The 20,924-nt window shown below is 69.0% G+C and carries 26 protein-coding genes; 14 read left to right on the top strand and 12 right to left on the bottom strand.

Annotated elements, in window-relative coordinates; genetic code table 11:
* The 5 genes from phnK to phnG are packed head-to-tail and all read right to left on the bottom strand — an operon-like array spanning position 1 to position 3,870.
* Positions 1 to 777 carry a phosphonate C-P lyase system protein PhnK gene (phnK, locus tag ADE01S_RS18610; RefSeq protein ID WP_062683214.1) on the bottom strand — a complete coding sequence of 259 codons (777 nt, stop codon included), beginning with the start codon at positions 775 to 777 and terminating at the stop codon, positions 1 to 3.
* Complete coding sequence (locus ADE01S_RS18605) at positions 774 to 1,667, bottom strand: alpha-D-ribose 1-methylphosphonate 5-phosphate C-P-lyase PhnJ (RefSeq protein ID WP_062683213.1); 894 nt, start codon at positions 1,665 to 1,667, stop codon at positions 774 to 776. The genes phnK and ADE01S_RS18605 overlap by 4 nt, the downstream gene beginning before the upstream one ends.
* On the bottom strand, positions 1,664 to 2,779 hold the full coding sequence (locus ADE01S_RS18600; RefSeq protein ID WP_062683212.1) for a carbon-phosphorus lyase complex subunit: 1,116 nt from the start codon (positions 2,777 to 2,779) through the stop codon (positions 1,664 to 1,666). Before ADE01S_RS18600 ends, ADE01S_RS18605 begins: the two co-directional genes overlap by 4 nt.
* Position 2,780: 1 nt before the next feature.
* A complete protein-coding gene (gene phnH / locus ADE01S_RS18595) occupies positions 2,781 to 3,398 on the bottom strand; it encodes a phosphonate C-P lyase system protein PhnH (RefSeq protein WP_062683211.1) in 618 nt (205 codons plus the stop codon).
* A 1-nt stretch (position 3,399) separates the two neighbouring features.
* The gene (gene phnG, locus ADE01S_RS18590; protein WP_062683210.1) at positions 3,400 to 3,870 is read right to left on the bottom strand and encodes a phosphonate C-P lyase system protein PhnG; all 471 of its coding nucleotides are present in this window, start codon (positions 3,868 to 3,870) and stop codon (positions 3,400 to 3,402) included.
* 171 nt (positions 3,871 to 4,041) lie between these two features.
* On the opposite strand from phnG, the gene phnF reads away from it, so the two are divergent.
* From phnF to phnN, 4 genes are all read left to right on the top strand, one after another.
* Positions 4,042 to 4,764 (top strand): phosphonate metabolism transcriptional regulator PhnF, encoded by a 723-nt coding sequence (phnF, locus tag ADE01S_RS18585; RefSeq protein ID WP_062683209.1) that lies wholly within the window; start codon positions 4,042 to 4,044, stop codon positions 4,762 to 4,764.
* Between the two features lie 111 nt (positions 4,765 to 4,875).
* Positions 4,876 to 6,075 (top strand): alpha-D-ribose 1-methylphosphonate 5-triphosphate diphosphatase, encoded by a 1,200-nt coding sequence (locus ADE01S_RS18580; RefSeq protein ID WP_062683208.1) that lies wholly within the window; start codon positions 4,876 to 4,878, stop codon positions 6,073 to 6,075.
* A 2-nt stretch (positions 6,076 to 6,077) separates the two neighbouring features.
* Positions 6,078 to 6,821 (top strand): DUF1045 domain-containing protein, encoded by a 744-nt coding sequence (locus ADE01S_RS18575; RefSeq protein ID WP_062683207.1) that lies wholly within the window; start codon positions 6,078 to 6,080, stop codon positions 6,819 to 6,821.
* Entirely contained in the window at positions 6,818 to 7,396 is a 579-nt protein-coding gene (phnN, locus tag ADE01S_RS18570) for a phosphonate metabolism protein/1,5-bisphosphokinase (PRPP-forming) PhnN (protein WP_062683206.1), read from the top strand. The genes ADE01S_RS18575 and phnN overlap by 4 nt, the downstream gene beginning before the upstream one ends.
* Before the next feature lie 6 nt (positions 7,397 to 7,402).
* Here the strand turns inward: phnN and ADE01S_RS18565 are convergent, their stop codons facing one another.
* Entirely contained in the window at positions 7,403 to 8,350 is a 948-nt protein-coding gene (locus tag ADE01S_RS18565; RefSeq protein WP_062683205.1) for a LysR family transcriptional regulator, read from the bottom strand.
* A gap of 104 nt (positions 8,351 to 8,454) precedes the next feature.
* On the opposite strand from ADE01S_RS18565, the gene ADE01S_RS18560 reads away from it, so the two are divergent.
* From ADE01S_RS18560 to ADE01S_RS18550, 3 genes are read left to right on the top strand one after another with little or no spacing between them, the layout of a single operon-like run.
* A complete protein-coding gene (locus ADE01S_RS18560; RefSeq protein ID WP_062683204.1) occupies positions 8,455 to 10,290 on the top strand; it encodes a gamma-glutamyltransferase family protein in 1,836 nt (611 codons plus the stop codon).
* Positions 10,291 to 10,345: 55 nt separating this feature from the next.
* Positions 10,346 to 11,320 carry a Bug family tripartite tricarboxylate transporter substrate binding protein gene (locus ADE01S_RS18555; protein ID WP_062683203.1) on the top strand — a complete coding sequence of 325 codons (975 nt, stop codon included), beginning with the start codon at positions 10,346 to 10,348 and terminating at the stop codon, positions 11,318 to 11,320.
* Positions 11,317 to 11,823, top strand: coding sequence for a GAF domain-containing protein (locus ADE01S_RS18550; protein WP_062683202.1), 507 nt, complete (start codon positions 11,317 to 11,319; stop codon positions 11,821 to 11,823). Before ADE01S_RS18555 ends, ADE01S_RS18550 begins: the two co-directional genes overlap by 4 nt.
* A 53-nt stretch (positions 11,824 to 11,876) precedes the next feature.
* Here the strand turns inward: ADE01S_RS18550 and phnE are convergent, their stop codons facing one another.
* The 3 genes from phnE to phnC all read right to left on the bottom strand — a co-directional run bounded on the left by phnE (position 11,877) and on the right by phnC (position 14,601).
* On the bottom strand, positions 11,877 to 12,671 hold the full coding sequence (gene phnE, locus ADE01S_RS18545; RefSeq protein WP_062683201.1) for a phosphonate ABC transporter, permease protein PhnE: 795 nt from the start codon (positions 12,669 to 12,671) through the stop codon (positions 11,877 to 11,879).
* Positions 12,672 to 12,751: 80 nt separating this feature from the next.
* Positions 12,752 to 13,732 carry a phosphonate ABC transporter substrate-binding protein gene (gene phnD, locus ADE01S_RS18540; RefSeq protein WP_062683200.1) on the bottom strand — a complete coding sequence of 327 codons (981 nt, stop codon included), beginning with the start codon at positions 13,730 to 13,732 and terminating at the stop codon, positions 12,752 to 12,754.
* Between the two features lie 32 nt (positions 13,733 to 13,764).
* Positions 13,765 to 14,601, bottom strand: a complete 837-nt coding sequence (phnC, locus tag ADE01S_RS18535) for a phosphonate ABC transporter ATP-binding protein (protein ID WP_062683199.1) — start codon at positions 14,599 to 14,601, stop codon at positions 13,765 to 13,767.
* A gap of 195 nt (positions 14,602 to 14,796) precedes the next feature.
* Here phnC and ADE01S_RS18530 point away from each other — a divergent pair, with 195 nt between their 5' ends.
* The 5 genes from ADE01S_RS18530 to ADE01S_RS18510 all read left to right on the top strand — a co-directional run bounded on the left by ADE01S_RS18530 (position 14,797) and on the right by ADE01S_RS18510 (position 17,392).
* Complete coding sequence (locus ADE01S_RS18530) at positions 14,797 to 15,228, top strand: GFA family protein (RefSeq protein WP_062683198.1); 432 nt, start codon at positions 14,797 to 14,799, stop codon at positions 15,226 to 15,228.
* A gap of 53 nt (positions 15,229 to 15,281) precedes the next feature.
* Complete coding sequence (locus ADE01S_RS18525) at positions 15,282 to 15,647, top strand: ArsR/SmtB family transcription factor (RefSeq protein ID WP_062683197.1); 366 nt, start codon at positions 15,282 to 15,284, stop codon at positions 15,645 to 15,647.
* Positions 15,640 to 16,179: an SRPBCC family protein gene (locus ADE01S_RS18520; protein ID WP_062683196.1), complete on the top strand. Its 540-nt coding sequence runs from the start codon at positions 15,640 to 15,642 to the stop codon at positions 16,177 to 16,179. Before ADE01S_RS18525 ends, ADE01S_RS18520 begins: the two co-directional genes overlap by 8 nt.
* Before the next feature lie 509 nt (positions 16,180 to 16,688).
* Entirely contained in the window at positions 16,689 to 16,952 is a 264-nt protein-coding gene (gene infA / locus ADE01S_RS18515; RefSeq protein ID WP_062683195.1) for a translation initiation factor IF-1, read from the top strand.
* Positions 16,953 to 17,104: 152 nt separating this feature from the next.
* A complete protein-coding gene (locus tag ADE01S_RS18510; RefSeq protein WP_062683194.1) occupies positions 17,105 to 17,392 on the top strand; it encodes a hypothetical protein in 288 nt (95 codons plus the stop codon).
* 25 nt (positions 17,393 to 17,417) lie between these two features.
* On the opposite strand, the gene ADE01S_RS18505 is transcribed toward ADE01S_RS18510, so the two are convergent.
* From ADE01S_RS18505 to mog, 3 genes are all read right to left on the bottom strand, one after another.
* Positions 17,418 to 18,284, bottom strand: a complete 867-nt coding sequence (locus ADE01S_RS18505; protein WP_062683193.1) for a peptidoglycan DD-metalloendopeptidase family protein — start codon at positions 18,282 to 18,284, stop codon at positions 17,418 to 17,420.
* 5 nt (positions 18,285 to 18,289) lie between these two features.
* Entirely contained in the window at positions 18,290 to 18,628 is a 339-nt protein-coding gene (locus tag ADE01S_RS18500; protein ID WP_062683192.1) for a hypothetical protein, read from the bottom strand.
* 62 nt (positions 18,629 to 18,690) lie between these two features.
* Positions 18,691 to 19,320, bottom strand: a complete 630-nt coding sequence (mog, locus tag ADE01S_RS18495) for a molybdopterin adenylyltransferase (protein WP_062683274.1) — start codon at positions 19,318 to 19,320, stop codon at positions 18,691 to 18,693.
* A gap of 284 nt (positions 19,321 to 19,604) precedes the next feature.
* Between mog and ADE01S_RS18490 the strand changes: the two genes are divergently transcribed.
* Both ADE01S_RS18490 and ADE01S_RS32155 read left to right on the top strand, forming a co-directional pair.
* Positions 19,605 to 20,729 carry a D-alanyl-lipoteichoic acid biosynthesis protein DltD gene (locus ADE01S_RS18490; protein ID WP_062683191.1) on the top strand — a complete coding sequence of 375 codons (1,125 nt, stop codon included), beginning with the start codon at positions 19,605 to 19,607 and terminating at the stop codon, positions 20,727 to 20,729.
* 16 nt (positions 20,730 to 20,745) lie between these two features.
* A complete protein-coding gene (locus ADE01S_RS32155) occupies positions 20,746 to 20,871 on the top strand; it encodes a hypothetical protein (protein ID WP_254916382.1) in 126 nt (41 codons plus the stop codon).
* Positions 20,872 to 20,924 lie beyond the last annotated feature (53 nt).

The raw sequence follows: 20,924 nt of genomic DNA, 5'->3' as shown, positions 1-20,924 counted from the left end.
TCAGCTCTGCAAGATGGAGGACACCAGCAATTGGGTGTAGGGATGCTGCGGATCGTCGAGTATCTGGTCGGTCAGCCCGCTTTCCACGACCTCGCCGCCGCGCATCACCAGGGTGCGGTGGGCCAGCAGCCGCGCGACCGCCAAATCATGGGTGACGACGATGGCGGCCAGGCCCAGGTCGGTCACCAGCTGGCGCAGCAGGTCCAGCAGGCGCGCCTGGACGGACACGTCCAGCGAGGCCGTGGGCTCGTCCATGAATACCAGGCGAGGATGCGTCACCAGGTTGCGCGCGATCTGCAGGCGCTGCTGCATGCCGCCGGAAAAGGACACCGGCGCGTCATCCAGCCGCCCGGCATCGATCTCCATCTTTTGCAGCCAGTTGCCCGCCACCCGGCGCAGATCGCCGTAGTGCCGGTCACCCACTGCCATCAGGCGCTCGGCGATGTTGGCGCCGGCGCTGACGCGCATGCGCAGGCCGTCTCTCGCGTTCTGCCGCACGAAGCCCCAATCGGTGCGCGACAGCAGGCGCAGCCGCGCGCCGGGTAGCGCGGCCAGGTCGGTGAAGCCCTGGTCCCGCGTGTCGTACCAGACGCTGCCGGCGTCCGGCCGGGTCTGGTACGACACCGCCGACAGCAGCGTGCTCTTGCCGGAGCCGGACTCGCCGACCACGCACAGCACTTCGCCGGGGTAGAGATCGAAACTGACGTCGCGGCAGCCGTGCACGCCGTCCCAGGTGCGCGTCATGTTGCGCACGGAAAGCAAAGGTTGGGCGTTCATGCGGCGGCCTCGTCCGGAGAAGGAGCCTGGCGCTGCCGCGCCTGGCGATCGTTGCAGTATTCGGTGTCCGAGCAGACGTAGCGGCGCGTCCCCGCGTCGTCCAGGATGATCTCGTCCAGGTAGCTTTCGCGCGAGCCGCAGTGGTCGCAGCACTCGGTCCAGGTTTCGACGCGGAAAGGATGGTCCTCGAAGTCCAGGCTCTTCACGCGGGTGTAGGGCGGAACGGCGTAGACGCGCTTCTCGCGGCCCGCGCCGAACAGCATCAGGGCCGGGCTGCCGTCGAGCTTGGGGTTGTCGAATTTGGGGATGGGCGAGGGCCGCATCATGTAGCGGTCGTTCACGATGACGGGATAGTCGTAGGTGGTGGCGATATGGCCGTGCTGCGCGATGTCTTCGTACAGCTTGACGTGCATGCCGCCGTACTCGGCCAGCGCGTGCATGGTGCGCGTCTCGGTCTCGCTCGGTTCGAGCCAGCGCAGCGGCTCGGGGATCGGCACCTGGAACACCATGACCTGGCCCGGCGACAGGGGCGTCTCGGGGATGCGGTGGCGCGTCTGCACGATGGTGGCGGCCCGGGTGGACTCCGTCGTGGCCACGCCCGCGACCCGGCCGAAGAAGCGCCGGATGTTAATGGCATTGGTGGTGTCGTCCGATCCCTGGTCGATGACCTTCAGCACGTCGTCGCGCCCGATGATGGCCGCGGTGACCTGGATGCCGCCCGTGCCCCAGCCGTAGGGCAGCGGCATCTCTCGGCTGCCGAACGGCACCTGGTAGCCGGGAATGGCGACCGCCTTGAGCAAGGCGCGGCGCAGCATCCGCTTGGTGGATTCGTCCAGGTAGGCGAAGTTGTAGTGGTGGTCGCGTTCGACCGTCGCGTGTTGGGTCGTCATGGGGAAACCGCCTCGTCCATCAGTTCGTTGCGCGCGGCCTCGGGTTCGCCTCGTTCGGCGCGCATGCGGCGCAGCAATTCCAGGTTGGCCTGGAAGTCCACGTAATGCGGCAACTTCAGATGCTGCACGAAGCCCGAGGCTTCGACGTTGTCGCTGTGATAGAGCACGAACTCGTGGTCGTTGGCCGGGGAATCGGCGCGTTCGCCCAGCTCGTCCGCTTTCAGGGCGCGGTCGACCAGCGCCATCGACATGGACTTGCGTTCGCCATAGCCGAACGTCAGGCCGTAGCCGCGCGTGAACTTCGGCCCTTCGCCGGCGTTGCCCGCGAACTGGCTGACCATCTGGCATTCGGTGACTTCGATCTCGCCCACGGTGACGGCGTAGCCCAGCTCCTCGATGTGCATTTCCACCTCCAGCGAGCCGTAGCGGATCTCGGCGGCGAAGGGGTGGGTGTTGCCGTAGCCGCGCTGCGTGGAATAACCCATCGACAGCAGGAAGCCTTCGTCGGCGCGCGCCAGGTTCTGCAGGCGCGCGGCGCGCGTAGCCGGGAAGTCCAGCGGCTGCCGGGTCAGGTCGAACGGGTCGGGATCGCCTTCGGGCACCGGCTCGGCGTCGATCAGGTCGTCCTGCGCCAGCAGGTCGGTCACGCGCGGCATCGCGCTGTCCAGGGCCTCCTCGCCCTCGGGCGGGGCGTCGGCCTCGCGCCGCGCCAGCAGGGAGAAATCCAGCAGGCGCTGGGTGTAGTCGTAGGTCGGGCCGAGGATCTGGCCGCCCGGGATGTCCTTGAAGGTGGACGAGATCCGGCGCTGCAAGCGCATGCGCCCCGTATCGATGGGCTGCGTGTAGCCGTAGCGCGACAGGGTCGTGCGATAGGCGCGCAGCAGGAACACGGCTTCGATCACGTCGCCGGCCGCCTGCTTGAGCGCCAGCGCCGCCAGCTGCGGATCGTAGAGCGAGCCTTCGGCCATGACGCGGGACACGGCCAGCGGCATCTGTTCGCGGATCTGGTCCAGCTCCAGCTCGGGCACCTCGCGGTCGCCTCGGCGGTAGTCGTCCAGCATGCGGTAGGAATTGAGGATGGCGCGTTCGCCCCCTTTCACAGCTACGTACATGTCAGTTCTCCAGGCGCGTGCTGCGCGGCAGCCCGCAGATCCGCCGGCCCTGCGTCAGCAGCACGTCGACGCCCAGCGGAAACCGTTGATGATTGATGCGCCATTCGCGCCAGAATCCCCCGGGCAGCCCGGCCGCGGACAGGGTTTGCCGCGATTCGATGCCGGGGCCGCTCAGCACGACTTGCGGCCCCGAGTCCAGGGAGTCGACCTCGATCAGCAAGGTGGTCGACAGGTCGGGATAGGCGGGGTCGCCCGGATGGCAGGACGACAGCGCGGGCGCCGCAAGGCCGGCCGGCACCGCGGCGAAGCGGGCCAGGGACGGCGACGGCACGATGGGGCAGCCGCAATGAAAGCGCAGGAAGGCCAGCGTGTCGGCGCCCACGGATTCCGGCAGCCATAGCGGAGTGTCCACGTCGACCAGCGTCAGCAGCAAGGCGGTCATGGCGGGCGACAGGCCCTCGGGCACGCCGCAGTCGGCCAGGACCTCGTGGATTCTCCCGGGATGGGCCAGCGCGTTCAGGGCGGCGCGGAACGTAGCCTGCGCATCGTCGACCGGATCCGCGAAGCCGGGCAGCAGCGTCCGGCCCGAAGCCGCGGCGGTCGGTATCTGTTGTTCCATGTCAGTCCTCGCCTCGCACCATCGTGAAGAATTCCACCTTGGTCTGCGCCGCCACGCGGGCCTGGCGCTCGACCTTCTCGGCATGCTGGCGCGCCAGCGGCGCGATCAGCTGCGACTGCACCGTTTCATGCCACTCGGGCAGCTGCAGCAGGGCATCGGCCACCGCGGCCTGCTCGGCATGGCGCAGCGAACGGCCTTGCACGTAGGCCAGGCCGACCACGCCTTCGCCCATCGTCACCGCGCAACGTGTCACGGTCATTTCGCCCAGGTTGAACCGGGCGCCGGTGCCGCCGCTGCGGGCGCGCACCATGGCCATGCCGGTCTGGGCCGGCCGCAGCGTCCGGTGCGCGGGCACGTCGGTCAAGGCGCTGAACGCGCCGTCCAGCGCGCCCGGGTCCGCCAGCGCCAGCACGCGCATCCAGGCCGCGCGCCGGGCCTTGTCCGCATCCTGTCCTGCCTGTGGGTGATTCATTTTTTCCTCTAAACGTCTAGACGACCGGATGAAGTATGATCGCTCCGAAATGCAAGTTCAACAGCCTGGCGTGAATTTTTGATGACAGGCGCGGCGCCTTTCCGGCAGGCTCGGCATCGGGCACAATCGGGCCATTCTTGACGAGCGGATATGACAGCACGAGCGCACCCCATGGTTGAAAGAGGTTCAGGCATCGCCGTCTGGCGGCAAATCGGCGAATCCCTTGCGGACGACATCCGCAACAAACTCTATGCGGCCGGAGAGCAGCTGCCCTCCGAACCCGAGCTGGCCGCCAAGTTCTCGGTCAACCGCCACACGATACGGCGCGCCATGGGCGAGCTGGAGCAAAGCGGCCTGGTCAGGATCGAGCAGGGCCGCGGTACCTTCGTCCAGGAACACGCCATCGACTACGCCATCGGCAAGCGCACGCGCTTTTCCGAGAACCTGCGCAGCCAGGGCGTGCTGGGCCACCAGGAGGTGCTGGGCAGCCAGTCGCTGCGCGCCGCCGAGATCGCCAAGCATCTGGGCCTGGCCCGCACCGCGCCGCTGCTGCGCGTGCAGATCGTGGGCAAGGCCGAGAACCGCCCGATCAGCGCCTCCGAGCATTACTTCGACGAAAAGCGCTTCCCCGATTTCGCGCAACGCCTGACGGCGCTGCGCTCGATCTCCAAGGTCTACGCGCACTACGGCCTCGGCGATTACACCCGGAAGTGGTCGCGCATCACGGCCGTGCTGCCCTCGCCCGAGATCGCCCGCCAGCTGGGCCAGCCCAAGACCCGCCCCATCCTCCAGGTCGAAGCGCTGAACGTCGACCAGGACGGCGCGCCCTTGCAGTACAGCATCGCCCGCTTCGTGGGCGACCTGGTGCAGCTGATGGTGACCGACGAAACCTGAAAAGCAAACGCGCCGCCGTCCGCCCTCGCGCGGCGACGGCGCCGCACTGCCGCAAGCCGCCCAAACTCATCTAGACATCTGGTTGTAATGCAATCCCGCTAACGTCACGGCATGAACACACGCACACATGCCCCCTCGCCCCTGGCCGGTGTCACAGGCCAGCGCATCCTCACGCCCAGCGGCGTCCAACACGCCAGCCTGCGCTTCCACGGCGGGCTGATCGACGACTCGGCCGCCCCGGCGACGCGCGGCGCCTCCTGGTTCGACGCCGGCGACCTGCTGGTGCTCCCGGGCATCGTGGACCTGCATGGCGACGCCTTCGAGCGCGCCATCATGCCCCGGCCCAGCGTGACGTTCCCCTACGACGGCGCGCTGTTCGACGTGGACCGCCAGTTGCTGGCCAACGGCATCACCACCGAATTCCACGGCGTGACCTTGTCCTGGGAAGGCGGGCTGCGCGGCGAGAGCTACGCCGAGCGCATGTTCGACGCGCTGGAGCGCATGCATCCCATCATGGGCGCGCGCCACTACGTGCACCTGCGCTTCGAGACGCACCACGTGGGCGGCCTGGATATCGCCCGGCAATGGATACGCGACGGCCGGGTCCGCTTCCTGGCGCTGAACGACCACCTGCCCAGCATGGCGCGGCGCCTGGGCGACGAACGCAAGCTCATGCAGTACGCCAACCGGGCGGAATGCGACCTCGACGTCTTCCAGGACCGCATCCGGGCGGCCATGGCGGCGGCGGATTCGGTGGCCGACGCCATGCGCGAGCTGACCGCGTGCGCGCGCGAGGCCGGCCTGAAGGTGGCGTCGCACGACGATCCGGACGCCTCGACCCGCCGCTACTACCATCAGCTGGGTTGCGGCGTGGCGGAATTCCCGCTGACGCGCGAAGCCGCCAGCGTCGCGCGCGACCTGGGCAATTCCGTGGTGTTCGGCGCGCCCAACGTGGTGCGGGGCGGCAGCCACACCGGCGCGCCCAGCGCGACGGACATGGTGCGCGCTGGCCTGTGCGACGTGCTGACCTCCGATTATTACTACCCCGCTCCGCTCACGGCGGCCCTGCGATTGGCCGCCGAGGGCGTGCTGCCGCTGCCGCAGGCCTGGGACCTGGTGTCGCGCAATCCCGCGAACGCCGCCGGCCTCAAGGACCGCGGCGCGCTGGCGCCGGGCCTGATCGCCGATGCCATCGTGGTGGACGACCACGTGCCGGGGCTGCCGCGCGTGTGCGCGGCCATCGTGGGCGGCGAATTGCGCTACGCCAGCCGCGCCTTCGGCGACGACCACCACCAACGCATGGCGGCCTGACCATGCCCCTGGCCCATCGCTACGCCCTGTACCTGGCGCCCACCGGCCCGTGGCGCGAGCACGGCAGCCGCTGGCTGGGCCGCTGCGCCGATACCGGCGAGGCGCTGCCACCGCTGCCGGGCCTGCCCGGCCCCGCGCCCGAATGGACGCAGGCGCCGCGCCATTACGGCCTGCATGCCACCCTGAAACCGCCCTTCCGCCTGCGCCCGGGCGCGACCCCCGCCGAGCTGGATGCCGCCGTGCGCCGGCTGGCGCTCGGCCACGCCCCGTTCACGCTGGCGCTGGAGTGCGAGCCGCTGCGCGGCTTCCTGGCCTGGCGCATCGCCGAGGCCGACCGGGAGAGCCGGTCCCGCATTCAGGCGCTGGCCGACGCGGCCGTGCGCGACCTGGATCCCCTGCGCGCCCCGCCCACGCCGGAGGAAACCGCTCGCCGGCAGCCCCAATCGCTCACGCCCGGGCAGCAGGCCATGCTGGCGCGCTGGGGCTACCCCTATGTGTTCGACACCTACACCTTCCACATCACGCTGACGGGCAAATTGGAGGGCGAGGCGCTGGCGCAGGCCAGGGCCGGCATCGCGGCCTTCGCCGATCCACTGCGCGGGCAGCCCATGAGCGTGCCCGGCCTCAGCGTCTACGTGCAGGCCACGCCGGGCGCCGATTTCGTGGCGGCCCGGCACTATGGCTTCGACGGCTCCTGCGCGGACGCCGCCGGCGCCGCCTATCTGCAAGGGCCGGCGGCGGCATGAACGCCCGCGCCCCCGCCGACGGCGCGCGCCTGATCTACCTGATGGGCGCTTCGGGCAGCGGCAAGGATACGCTGCTGCGCCTGCTGCGCGCCCACCTCCGCGGCGACGAGCCGGTGCTGGTGGCGCACCGCTACATCACCCGCGACAGCGGCGCGAGCGAAGACGCGCTGCGCCTGACGGACGGCGAGTTCGCCCGCCGCGCGGCGCTGGGCTGCTTCGCGCTGCGCTGGAGCAGCCATGGCCTGCACTATGGCATCGGCATCGAGATAGACGCCTGGCTCACCTGCGGGGCGGCCGTCATCATCAACGGTTCGCGCGCGCACCTGGAGCAGGCCCACTCGCGCTATCCGGCCTTGACCGCGGTGGAAGTCACGGTGGACCCGGGGCTGCTCGCGCGCCGGCTGGCCGACCGCGGGCGCGAAAGCGCGGAGCAGATCGCGCAACGGCTCTCGCGCGCCACCCAAGCCTTCCCGGTGCCGCGACAGTGCCGCCTGATGCGGGTCAGCAACGACGCCGCGCCGGAAACCGCGGCCGCCGCGCTGCTGGACATCGCGCGCGCCAAGCTCGCCGCATGACGCGGCTCAGGCCGGCGCCGCGCCGCCGCCGCAGAGGTCGAGCAGGATGTCGGAGAAATACGTTTCGGCCGCCAGCGGCTGCTCGCGCTTGCGCCGGATCAGGTTGATCGGCGGCAGTTCCCAGCCGAAGTCCCAGGGCACCATGCCCAGCTTGCCGCGCTGGCACAGTTCGCGGGCAATCTCCTCCGGCACGACCGAGATGAAGGTCTCGTTCATGGTCAGCATGCCTTCGATCACGTCGGTAGAGTAGGCCTCCAGCACCGGGGACGGCGGGCTCAGTTCCTCGCGGATGAAATGCTCCACGATCAGCTGCCGCGTGGGCGTATTGGTGGCCGGCAGCACCCAGTCCATCGCCGCCACCGCCGCCCAGTCCGGCTGGCGCCGCGCCAGCCGCTGGGCCAGCCGGCCGTGCGCGATCAGGCGCGGCCGCTGGCGGTACAGCGCTCGGTGGATCAAGTCTTCGTGCGCCACCGTGGAGGTGGCGCGGCTGATGATGCAGTCCAGCTCGTGCTGGCGCAGCATGGGAACGAGATGGTCGGTGGTCGCGCGGTGCAGGCTCAGCGTGACGCCGTGGCGCTGGTGCAGGCGGCTGATCGCCGCCGTGAGCAAGGCGCTGGATACGTAGGGCACCACGCCCACGTGCAGGTGCGCCGACCGGCCCGCATGCAGGGCTTCCACTTCGCGCGCCCACAGGTCCAGATCGCTGAGCATGTGGCGGGCGCGCACCAGGGCCAGGCTGCCCAGGGGCGTGGGCTGCAGGCCGCGCCCGGTGCGCATGAACAGCGGCGCGCCGAAGATGTCCTCCAGTTCGGCCAAGGCCTTGGTGACCGCGGGCTGGCTGATGCCTGCGGCCGCGGCCACGCGCGTCAGCGAGCCGTGCCTGGCGATGTTGAGCAGCAGCGCCAGGTGGCGGTGCTTCAGGCGGTTGGCGAGACGGGCCCCATCCCAGTTCATGTTTTCCCCATAACCGATTGGTTATTCAATTATGCCAACAAAGATAAAACCAGTTATTTCTCGATCCTATACTGCTGGCATCTTCCCCTGTCTGGAACCGCCCCATGAGCGCCTCCTTCACCACTCGTCCGGAAATACGCGGCACCTTCGGCGTGGTGTCCTCCACCCACTGGCTCGCCACGCAGGTGGCGATGGGCGTGCTGGAGCGCGGCGGCAACGCCTATGACGCGGCGGTGGCGGGCGGCTTCGCGCTGCAGATCGTGGAGCCGCACCTGAACGGCCCCGGCGGCGAAGTGCCTATCCTGTTCTGGAGCGAGCGCGAGCAGCGCATGCGCGCCCTCTGCGGCCAGGGCCCCGCGCCGGCCCTGGCGACGCCGGCCCACTTCCGCGGCCTGGGGCTGGACCTGGTGCCCGGCATCGGCCTGCTGCCCGCGACCGTGCCCGGCGCGTTCGGCGCCTGGCTGACCCTGCTGCGCGACTACGGCACCTGGGAACTGGCCGAGGTGCTGCGCCCGGCGATCGATTACGCGCGCAATGGCTTTCCGCTGGTACCGCGCATCTCGCAGGCCATTCTGGCGGTGCAGGCGCTGTTCCGCGACGAATGGACCAGCTCGCGCGACGTCTGGCTGCCCGATGGCCGCGTGCCCGCCCCCGACACGCTGTTCCGCACGCCCGCCATCGCGGCCACCTACACCCGCATCCTGGACGAGGCGCATGCCGCCAGCGCCGACCGCCGCGGCCGCATCGACGCCGCGCTGGGGGCCTGGTACCGCGGTTTCGTCGCCGACGAGATCGACGCCTACTACCGCCACGAAGCCGTGCGCGACACCACCGGCCAGCGCAACCGCGGGCTGCTGCGCAAGTCCGACCTGGCCGATTGGCGCGCCACCTACGACGATCCCCTCACCGTCGACTACGGCCGCTACACCGTGGCCAAATGCGGCGTCTGGTCGCAGGGCCCGGTCCATCTGCAACAGCTGGCCATGCTGCGCCACCTGGGCCTGGACGGCCTGGATCCGCTGTCCCCCGCGTTCGTGCACCGCGTCGCCGAGGCGGCCAAGCTGGCCTTCGCCGACCGCTGCGCCTGGTACGGGGATCCCGACTTCACGCAAGTGCCGCTGGCGGAACTGCTGAGCGACGACTACGCCCGGTCGCGCGCGGCCGGCATCGGCGAGCACGCCTCCCGCGCGTTGCAGCCGGGAAGCCCCGGCGGGCTGGCGCCGCGCATGCCGGACCTGGAGGCCGCCGCCCGCACCCTGGCCGCGTCCGACACCCGCTTCGGCGTCGGCGAGCCGACCTTCGCCGCGCTGCCCCCGGTCTCGGAATGGGCCGCGCGCGAGCTGTTCGTGGGAGACACCTGCCAGATCGACGTCATCGACCGCGACGGCAACATGGTGGCGGCCACGCCGTCGGGCGGCTGGCTCTCGTCCAGCCCCGTGGTGCCGGGCCTGGGCTTTCCGCTCACCACCCGCCTGCAGATGACCTGGCTGGACGAGGGCGTGCCGGGGCAGTTGCAGCCCGGCAAGCGCCCCTGCACCACCCTGTCTCCCGGCCTGGCATTGCGCGACGGCCAGCCCTACATGGCCTTCGGCACGCCCGGCGGCGACCAGCAGGACCAGTGGACGGTGGCGTTCTTCCTGCGCCATGCCATGGGCATGAACCTGCAGGAAGCCATCGACGCGCCCTCCTGGCACATCGACCACTTCCCGGGATCGTTCTGGCCCCGCGCGCTCACGCTGAACCGGCTGACGGTGGAGTCCCGCATGCCCGCCGCCACGCTGGACGCGCTGCGCGCCGCCGGCCACGAGGTCAAGGTGGGGCCGGACTGGTCGGAAGGACGCATCAGCGCCTGCACCCGCGAACCCGCCCCCGGCGGCGGCTTGCTGTTGCGCGCGGGGGCCAACCCGCGCGGCATGCAGGGCTACGCCGCCGGACGATGAACCTGTTTCGTTCCAGCCGGCGCACAGACCGGCCTTTGCACAAGGGGTATCAACCATGACACTGCGATTCAAACGACTGTTGCGCGCCTGCGCGCTGGGCCTGGCTCTCGCCGCGCCCGCCGCCTCCAACGCCGCCTGGCCCGAGAAGCCCATCACGCTGATCGTGCCGTGGGCCGCGGGCGGCTCCACCGACATCCTGGCGCGCGTGCTGTCCGAAGGGCTGACCCAGTCCCTCGGCCAGTCCGTCATCGTCGAGAACCGCTCGGGCGCGTCCGGCAACATCGGCACCACCTTCGTCGCCCGCGCCAAGCCCGACGGCTACACCCTGCTCGTGGGGTCCATGAGCACGCACACGATGAACCAGGCGCTCTATTCCAGCATGCCCTTCGATGGCGTGAAGGACTTCACGCCCATCGCCGAGCTCGCGCTGGTGACCAACACCATGGTGGTGCATCCGTCGGTGCCGGCGAGCAACCTGAAGGAATTCATCGCGTATCTGAAGGCGCATCCCGACACCGTCACCTACGCCTCGGCGGGCCAGGGGTCCACCAACCACCTGAGCGCGGCGCTCTTCGAGAAGGCCGCCGGCGTGAAGATGACCCACATCCCCTACCGCGGCGGCGCGCCGGCGGTGATGGATACCGTGGCCGGCCGCACGCAGGTGCTGTTCAGCGCGGGCACGCAGACGCTGCCCCACGTCCAGAGCGGCAAGCTCAAGCTGCTGGCGGTCACCGAGGAAGCCCGCTCGCCGCTCCTGCCCGACGTGCCGACCGTGGCGGAAACGCTGCCCGGCTACGAGCTGTCGGTCTGGTACGGCGCGTTCGGCCCGGCCGGCATGCCGCCCGAGCTGACCGCCAGGCTGAACCGCGAAATCAACCTGATCCTCAAGCGCCCCGAGGTCATCAAGAAAATGGCCGACATGGGCGTGCTGCTGACCGAGACCACGCCGGAGCAGTTCGGCCAGATCCTGGCGCGCGATGCCGACAAGTACGGCAAGCTGATCAAAGAATTGGGAATCACGGCCGAATGAACGCAGCCCCGTCCACGGCCCCGGCGCTGGCCGGGGCGCAGGCCATCGCCCAGGCCTACGCCGCCGCCGACGCGGCGGCCGCCTTCCGCGCCATCGACGCCTACGCGCACGCATCGCTGGCGCATGCCCTGTGCACGATCAACCGCTACGATGCCGGCGCCATGCGCGTCGTGCGGCTGTACAGCTCCAATCCCGAGGCCTATCCGCCCGGCGGCAGCAAGGACAAGGCCGGCACGGCCTGGGGCCGCCACGTCCTGCAGGAACGGCAGGTCTTCATCGGCGAAGGCGAAGACGCGATCCGCGAATTCTTCGACGACCACGACGCCATCCGCGCCTTGGGGCTGCGGTCCGTCATCAACGTGCCGGTGGTGTATGGCGGGGCCTGCCTGGGCACCGTGAATTTCCTGATGCCGCGCCCGGCGGTATCGGACGCCGACGTGCATGCCGCGCGCCTGGCGGGCCTGCTGGCGCTGCCCGCGTTCCAGGCGCTGGAACGGCCGTAGCCGAATGAAGCGCGATGCTTGCGGGACCCGGCCGGGCCCCGCGGGCGCCGCCCTCAGATCAGCGCGCTGCGGATCCGCGAAGACACCATGTCGATCACCACGACGAAGGCGACGATGATGATCATCACCGCGCAGGTCTCCGCGTAGCGGAAACTGCGGATGATTTCCCACAGTACCGTCCCGATGCCGCCCGCGCCCACGATGCCCACCACCGAGGCCGACCGCACGTTCGATTCGAAGCGGTAGAGCGAGTACGAAATCCACAGCGGCAGCACCTGCGGAATCACGCCGTAGACGATTTCCTCCAGCGCGTTCGCGCCGGTCGCGCGCACGCCTTCAACCGGACGCGGATCGATCGCCTCGACCGCCTCCGAGAACAGCTTGGCGAGCACGCCCGTCGTGTGCACCCACAAGGCCAGCACGCCGGCGAAGGGGCCCAGGCCCACGGCCACGATGAACAGCATGGCGAACACCATCTCGTTGATGGCGCGGCAGGCGTCCATCAGCCGCCGCATGGGCTGGTAGACCCAGGCCGGCACCATGTTCGAGGAACACAGCAACCCCAGCGGCACCGCCACCACGATCGCCAGGAACGTGCCCCAGACGGCGATCTGTACCGTCACGATCATCTCGTCCAGGTACATGCGCCAGTCGCGGAAATTCGGCGGGAAGAAGTCGGCCGCGAACTGGGCCATGTTGCCCGAGTCGCGCAGCAGGTCCAGGGGCCGCATGTCCGCCCCGTTCCACGACATGACGAGCAGCGCCAGCACGACGCCCCAGACGAGTAGGACCGGCAGCGACGATCGCGGCGCGGAAGGAAGGCGGGAGGTCTGCGTGGCAAGGTTCATGGAGACGGGCGGTTCGCTTGAGGAGGTTCGGTTGCGCGAACGCCGGCGCGTCTGGCGACGCGCCGGCGCGCGGGGCTTGCTTACTGCTTGGCGGCCGGCTGGCCCAGGCTGGCCAGCTTGCCGTCGAGTTCGGCCAGCTTCTCCTGCTTTTCAGCCTGGCCGATCGTGGCGTCGGCTTCGACCTTGGCCTTTTCGCGCGCCAGTTCGATCTGGCGGATGGGCACCAGCTGCTGGTTGTCCGAGGGGCGGAAGCCCTGATAGGTCAGCGCCTTCAGGTTGGCCAGTTCGCGCTCGGCGTCCTTGCCCTTGCCGTAATTGATGAAGAAGTCGCGGATGCGGACCTTCAGGTCGGCCGGCAGGTCGGTGCGCATGACCAGCGGGTCCGCCGGGATCAGCGGCGACTTCCACAGCACGCGCACGCTGTCGTTGGCGTCCTTGCCCGTGCTCAGGCGGTAGCGTTCCAGCGCCTCGGTGTTGTTGACGGCCACGTCCACCTGCTTGTTGATCACCGACAGCAGGTTGGCTTCGTGGTTGCTGGCGCGCACCGTCTTGAAGAAGGTCTTGGGTTCGATCTTGTTGGCGGCCCACAGGTAGTAGCCCGGCACCGCGGTGCCCGAGGTGGAGTTGGGATCGCCGGCGCCGTAGCTCAGCTTGCCGCCGCGCTTGAGCACGTCGTCCAGGGTCTTGAGGTCGCTGTCCTTGTTGACGATCAGCAGCGACCAGTAGCCGGGGTTGCCGTCCTTGTCGATCACGGAGGCGAACACTTCGCCCTGGGCGCGGTCCACCGCTTCGATGGCGGACTTGTTGCCGAACCAGCCCATCTGCACCTTGTTGAAGCGCATGCCTTCGATGATGCCGGCGTAGTCGGAGGCGAAGAAGGGCTTGACCTGCACGCCGATGGCGCGGCTCAGGTCGTCGATGACGGGCTGCCATACCGACTTCAGGTTGGTCGACGACTCCGTCGAAATGATGCCGAAGTTCAGCGTCTTGGCGTCCTGCGCGTAGGCCTGCGTGGACAGGGCCGCGGCGGCGATCAGGGTGAAAAAGGTTCTGCGTAGCATGGAAGGCTCCGGGGAGGAAGGGGGCAAGAGAATCAGGCGGCGTGCGCCAGTTGGGACAGCGGCGCGACGCCCGGCGAGGCCGGCGCCAGCGGCGCGTGGTCGGGTAGGAGTTCGCCGAGTTCGGCGCCGTAGAGTTCGCGTAGCATGGCGGGCGTCAGGGCCGCCGAGGGGCCGTCGTAGACCACCTTGCCGTGACGCAGGGCCACCACGCGCGGGCAGTAGCGCAGCGCGACGTCGACCTGGTGCAGCGACACCACCACCGCCACCTTGCGCGAGCGGTTGATCTGGGCCAGCGTGTCCATCACGCGGCGCGAGGACTCGGGGTCGAGCGAGGCGATGGGCTCGTCGGCCAGGATGACGCGGGCGTTCTGCACCAGGGTGCGGGCGATGGCCGCGCGCTGCTGCTGGCCGCCCGACAGCGTGGAGGCGCGCTGAAATGCGTAGTCGTCTATACCAACCTGGGCAAGCGCGTCCAGGCCCTGGCGCACTTCGGCGCGCAGGAACCAGCGGGTCAGGCTGCGCCACAGCGGCACGCGCGGCAGCAATCCGGTGAGGACGTTGGTGATGACGGGCAGGCGGCCCACCAGGTTGAACTGCTGGAACACGAAGCCGATGCCGGCGCGCGCGCCGCGCACGTTGCGGCTCAGGCGGCCGTCGCGCTGGATCAGCTGGCCGTTGACGGCCACGCTGCCGGCATCGCCCGCGACGAAGCCGGCCAGATGGCGCAGCAGGGTCGACTTGCCCGAGCCGGAGGCTCCCAGCAAGGCCACCATCTCGCCGTCGGCCACTTGCAGGCCCACGCCGTCCAGCGCCTTGGCGCCCGCGTGGAAGCTCTTGCTGAGCCCTTGCACTTCGATGGCGTAAGTCATTATCGAATCCCCCTTGGGTTGGTTCATTGCCGCATTCTGTTTTCGCGGCATGACAGCACGATGACCCGGGGATCGATTCAGTTGGCGGAAATTAGGGACGCCGCAATGGATTGAAAGCGCTTCGTCATAAAAGCGGGCGCCGGCGCCCCGCGCCGCGGGTATATTCAAGTTATCCCCAACAGCCAGGCGTTCATCATGATCAAAGGTTCCTGCCTGTGCGGCCGCATCGCGTACGAAGTCTCCGGCCCGCTCACCAACGCCCTCAACTGCCATTGCACGATGTGTCGCAAGTCGCACGGCGCGGCTTTCCGCAGCCGGGCCACGGTCCAGGTCAAGGACTTCGCCTGGACGCGGGGAGAAAACCACGTCACCTGGTACTGCTCGTCGCCGGGCAGCTATCGCGGGTTTTGCGAAGCCTGCGGCACGCCCCTGCTGAGTCGCTTCGATCAGGCGCCCGATGTCTACGGCCTGCCGCTAGGCGCGCTGGACGACGATCCGGGCGTGAAGCCGGCCGCGCATTGCCATGTCGCCAGCAAGGCCCCCTGGTTCGACATCACCGACGACCTGCCCCAGTACCCCGAGGCCTACCGGGTGCAGGAAGAAGAGGATCCGCACGCCGTTACATAAAAATTCAACCAGCAGGTTGAATTTTCCCCGGAGCCCGGGCTATATTCAACCTCATGGTTGAATCAACGCCCTCCCCCGCCCTGGATGCCGTCTTTCGCGCGCTGGCCGACCCCACGCGCCGCGACATGCTGCGCACCCTGGCGCAGGGCGATCAAACCATCGGCGAATTGGCCGCGCCCTTGAGCATGAGCTTCGCGGGCGCCTCCAAGCACGTGCAGGCCCTGGAGCGGGCCGGACTGGTCCGGCGCTCCATCCGGGGCCGCACCCACGTATGCAGCCTCAACCCCGAACCCATGGCCGAGGCCATGCAGTGGCTGCGCTTCTATGAACAATTCTGGTCGGGCAGGCTGGGCGCGCTGGAAGCCGCGCTCGCCGCCAGCCGGTCTCCGGCCACGTCCCCAGGAGAACAGCATGAGTGATCACGGCGTCGTCCTAGACCCCACCTCCATCTGCTTTACGCGCATACTGCCGGCCAGCGTCGACGAGGTCTGGGCGTTCCTGACCGAATCGGAAAAGCGGGGCCGCTGGCTGGCCTCCGGCGACATGGATCTGCGCGAGGGCGGCGGCGTCACGCTGCGTTTCGTCCACGCCGACCTGTCCTCGGTGGCGGAACCCGTGCCCGAGGCCTACAAGCCCTACGAGAACGGCGTCACCACGCAAGGCGTGATCACGCGCTGCGAGCCGCCGCGCCTGCTGGCGTTCACCTGGGGCGGATCCCCGGGCCATCCGTCCGAAGTCACTTTCGAACTGTCGCCGCAGGGCCGGGGCACGCGCCTCGTCCTGACGCACCGCAAACTGTCCTCGCGCGAGGACATGGTGGACGTGGCGGGCGGTTGGCATGCGCACCTGGGCGTGCTGGAAGCCCGCTTGGCCGGCCGGCAGCCGGGCCCGTTCTGGTCCGTGCTCGGCCGGGTCGAAGAGGAATACCGGCAGCGGATCGCCGCCGGCTAGAGTCGTCCGACAGCAACTATCACCGGTTTGAGGCAGATAAAAACTGGCTAATCACTGCGCTTTGCAGTAACATAAGTCCGTGATTTCTCCGCGAAAACCGGGCTTCGGTCATTCTGCGTCGCCAACCTGTAACGCCTCTGGGCAATACTGCGAGGCCCTCTCAGGACGTGTCCGGCATTTCAGGACGAAACCCGTCGCCGCCAGAGGCGCCGCCGCAGCAAGCGCAGCGGCTTCCGGCCCTGCAACAACCGCTCCAACCCGCTTCTTCCGGCGATGCGCCCTCGACGCGCCGTCGCGACCAAGCCGCGCATCGCGCGCACATTGCCCTCGCGGCGCGAGTATCCGTCATTTCAGACATCCGCTACGGATGCCGTGGCCCTTACCCGCGCCTGCCCGGACGTTTTACGTTCAAACCGCCGGACCCTGGTTATTTGAGTCCAACGCGCTTGCCGCCTCCGCGCGGCGAGCCATGCCGCCGGCATGGCTGCGCGCCTTGATAGGAGTAGAAAATGGCTAAAGAAGAACTCATCGAATTGGATGGCATCGTTGACGAAGTGCTGCCCGATAGCCGCTACCGCGTAAAGCTGGACAACGGCATCGAAGTCGGCGCCTACGCCTCCGGCCGTATCCGCAAGCACCGCATCCGCATCCTGGCGGGCGATCGCGTCACCCTGGAAATGTCGCCGTACGACCTGACCAAGGGCCGCATCAACTTCCGCCACAAGGATGAGCGCGCCCCGGCCGCGCACCGTCCCCAGCAATACCGCCGCTGAACCGGGCCCCGGGCCGGCCTCGCGCCGGCTCCCCGCCCCGTTCACGCGCTTAAGCCCGCGCGGCCGCCTGCCGTAATGCTGGGAACGCCCATTCATGGAAGAATGGCGATCCCGGTTAGGCGCGACATCCCGCGGGACGCGCACGATGCAAGATGGACCTGACAGAAGAGTTGCAAGCGGCTGCTGACGAACTCGCCCTGGCGCGCAGACGATACGCGAAGGGCGAGGAAGGCTTGCGCCTGCTTCATCAATCGCGCGAAGCGTTCATCAACAGCCTGCGCAATACCGGCCTGACGTACGCCGAGGCCAAGACCAAATACGACAACTGCCTGGACGAGCAGGATGCCCAGCAACTCCACGTGCGCCAGCACATGGAGTACGCCGAGCGCGTGCACCAGCACGTGCTGCAGCGGATCGCGCTGCAGGCCGCGCCCGCCTAGGGACGCGGCCGCGCCTTGCGGCGAATCAGGGCTTGAAGGCCCCGATGAAGATGGCCGGATCGACCCGGGCATCGTTCAGGCTGACGTTCCAGTGCAGATGCGGGCCGGTCGCCCGCCCCGTCGCCCCCACCTTGCCCACCACCCCGCCGCGCGGCACCTCGTCGCCGACTTTCACGTCGATCGCGGACATGTGGCAGAACATGCTGACGAAGCCCTGCCCGTGGTCCAGGAACACCGTCTTGCCGTTGAAGAAGTAATCCCCCACCAGCACCACCACGCCGGCCGCCGGCGCCTTGATGGGCGTGCCCGACGGGACGGCGAAATCCAGCCCCGAATGCGGGTTGCGCTCCTGCCCGTTGAAGAAACGCCGCAGCCCGAACGGGCTGGACAGGCGCCCGCCGTTCACCGGACGGTCCAGCAGCAGGTTGCTGGGCGTGACCCCGGCGCGGTAGCCGCGGTTGGCCGCGCTCTGCTCGGCCATTTCGCGCTCGATGCGCTTCAAATCGTCCGGATTCGGCTCGACCTGGCGTTGGTTCTTCAGCGTGATGCGCTGGGCCGCGTACTCCTTGGCGCCGACCCGGAAGGCCAGCTTGCGCGGGCCCTGCCCGTCGGCGACCGTGACGTGCTGCTCGCCCGGCTTCACGCTGAGCGGGATGCCGACCACGGCGATCCATTGCTTGCCTTCTTCGCGCACGACCAGCGCGCGCCGGCCCAGGAACGTGACTTCGGGGGCGCGCTCCCCGCCGCCCAGGCCCAGGACGGCCACGCCGCCGGGAACGGGAAAATTGAGCTTGCGGGTGAGATAGCCTTCCTGCTGCGCGCGGGCGGGCAGGCACAGGCCGGCCGCGGCCGCCGCCAAGCCCAGGCGCAGGATGTCGCGACGGCGGAACATGACGCTCACAGGCACAGGTTCGCCGGCTCGATGATGGTCTGGTCGCGGCGGGCGATACGCGTGGACAGGCGCGTCTCGGTCTTGCCCTTCCAGTGGGTGGTCGTCAACACGGCCTCCACGCCCAGGCTGTCCTGCTGGATGAGTTCAAACCCGTTGCGCACCGTCTTGCGCTCGAAATTGATGCCCAGGTTCTTCCAGGATTCCGCGACGCAATTCGTGTAATCCTCGGCCGAGCGCTGGGTCGCCCCGTAGAAGACGGGATCGCGGTCGCGCACGTCTTTGACGTTGGCGCAGGCCGTCAGGGCGGCCAGGGCGGTAAGGGACAGGACGGTACGGACCTTCATAGCGATGGAACTCTCGAACGGGTGGGAATGTTGATGAAAGCGCGGCCAACTATAGCGCAGGGCTAGCCCTGCGCCGGGCGGCGGGCCGATTTGGGGCGGAAGGCCGCGATGACTTCCGGGCGCGTCTCGGCGTAAGGCCCGCCGATCAGGTCGATGCAATAGGGAATGGCCGCGAAGATGCCCGGCACCAGCACGGCGCCGTCTTCCCCCTTCAGGCCTTCCAGCGTTTCGCGGATGGATTTCGGCTGGCCCGGCAGGTTCACGATGAGCGCGGCGTGGTCCGCGGCTTCCCGGATGACGGCCACCTGGCGCGACAGAATGGCCGTGGGCACGAAGCGCAGGCTGATCTGGCGCATCTGCTCGCCGAAGCCAGGCATTTCCTTGGTGCCGACGGCGAGCGTCGCCTCGGGCGTGACGTCGCGGCGCGCGGGGCCGGTGCCGCCGGTGGTGAGCACCAGGTCGCAGCCGCAGCCGTCCACCAGTTCGATCAGCGTTTCCGAAATGCGGGCGGGCTCGTCCGGGATCAGGCGGTCCACCGCCTGCCAGGGCGAGACCAGCGCGCCGCCCAGCCATTCCCGCAGCGCGGGCAGCCCCTGGTCCTGGTAGGCGCCGGTCGAGGCGCGGTCGGAAACGGATACCAGGCCCACGATCAGTTCGTCGGGATGGCTGCGGGCGATACGGGTGGCGGTCATGGCGATGGAATCATTGAATGGGAAGACGATCGGGCGCCGCACGGGCGGCTCGGACGCGGTCAATCATGGAAATCCAGAAGAACCCCGCGACAACGATGCTATCGCATTCTCTCCCCAGGGAAATCTCGGCGGCCTAGGCCATCTGCACGAGGCGGGCTTGTGGCGAAAAAGCGAATTGGTTCCGACCCCGCCATCGCGCGCTTGTTCCGGCAATGGCCGCTCGCTAACATCCGCTAACAATCCGACCGGCTATCCCGGCGCTCGCGCCGCTTTTTGGTTTCCCCATGATCACACGCACTCTCCGGCAGCACGCGCTGGCGGCGGCGCTGGCCCTGGCCGCCGCCGCGGCCGCCGGGTGGGGCGCCCTGCACGCGCTGGCGCTGAAGACGGAAGCCGTGCCGGCCGCCGCTCCCGGCATCTACATCCCCAACCTCGGCAACACGCTGCAGGAACAGACCGGCAACCTTTCGCGCCTGAGCCAGGCCCTGCGCACGGGAGACCGCCTGGTCATCCTGGGCTCGTCGGAGCTGACCAGCAGCGACCTGCGCTTCGTGCCCTACCGCTACCTGGCCGACGAGCTCCAGATGCCGGTGCTGGCCTACGGCCATTCCGGCTTCCAGTCGCTGGGCATGCAGCTGGTGCTGGCGGCGCTGGCCGACGACCTCTCCCCGGCGTCGCGCGTGGTCGTCATGCTATCGCCCGGCTGGTTCGACGGCGAGGGCGGCCTGGGCCCGGACGAATTCAAGGAACACGCCAATCCGCTGCTGCCCCGGCTGCTCCGCCAGCCCGAGGGCCGGGCGGAGCTGCTGCGCTGGCTGGAAGCCAAGGGCGACGCCGGCGTGGCCTGGTCGATGGCGGCCGAGCAGGCCTACGTATTCCGCCAGCGCCTGGTCGACCTCTGGACGCCAGCCCATGCGGCGCCGGCCCCCGAACCGGAGCACGCCGGGCCGGCCGCCGCCGCCCGCGTGGTGGACTGGGACGCCCTGGCCAGCCAGGCCCAGGGCGCCGAGCAGGCCCTGATGGCGAACAACCGCTACGCCGTGCGCGACGATTTCTTCGACAAATACCTGCGGACCGTCCCCGAGGGCGGCAAAACGGCCTACCAGCCGCAACCGCTGACCGGCCGCGACGAGCTGCGCGAGCTGACCGCCCTGATGGCGCTGCTGCGCCAGCGCGGCGTGGACGCCCTGTTCGTCATGCAGCCGCTGCACCCCATGGTGTTCAAGGACCTGGACCGATTCACGCCGGTGCAGCGCGAGGTCGCGGCGCTGTGCCAGCGCTACGCCATGCGCTGCATGGACATGTACGGCGCGCCCTTCGAAGTGGGCACGCTGCGCGACGTGCAGCACCTGGGCGAGCTGGGCTGGCTGCGCGTCAACCAGAAGATCGCCGAGGTATTTCGGCCATGACAGACCGGAGCGTTGCATGAAAAGAACCCTGTGGCTGTGCCTGCTCTACCTGGGCATGCTGGCGGTCGTCATGATCCAGGCCGACACCTCGGCCAACCTGGGCAAGCCGATGGAGATCGAATTCCAGTATTCGAAGTTCTAGAGGGGGGGCCCCTTTGGTAGCCGGACGCAACCAGTGACAGGTCACAAATCTGC

This window comes from Achromobacter denitrificans NBRC 15125 (assembly GCF_001571365.1).
GTDB classification, from domain to species: Bacteria; Pseudomonadota; Gammaproteobacteria; order Burkholderiales; family Burkholderiaceae_B; genus Achromobacter; species Achromobacter denitrificans.
The sequence above is the reverse complement of the archived record's forward strand: the minus strand, read 5'-3'. Positions and strand labels throughout refer to the sequence as shown.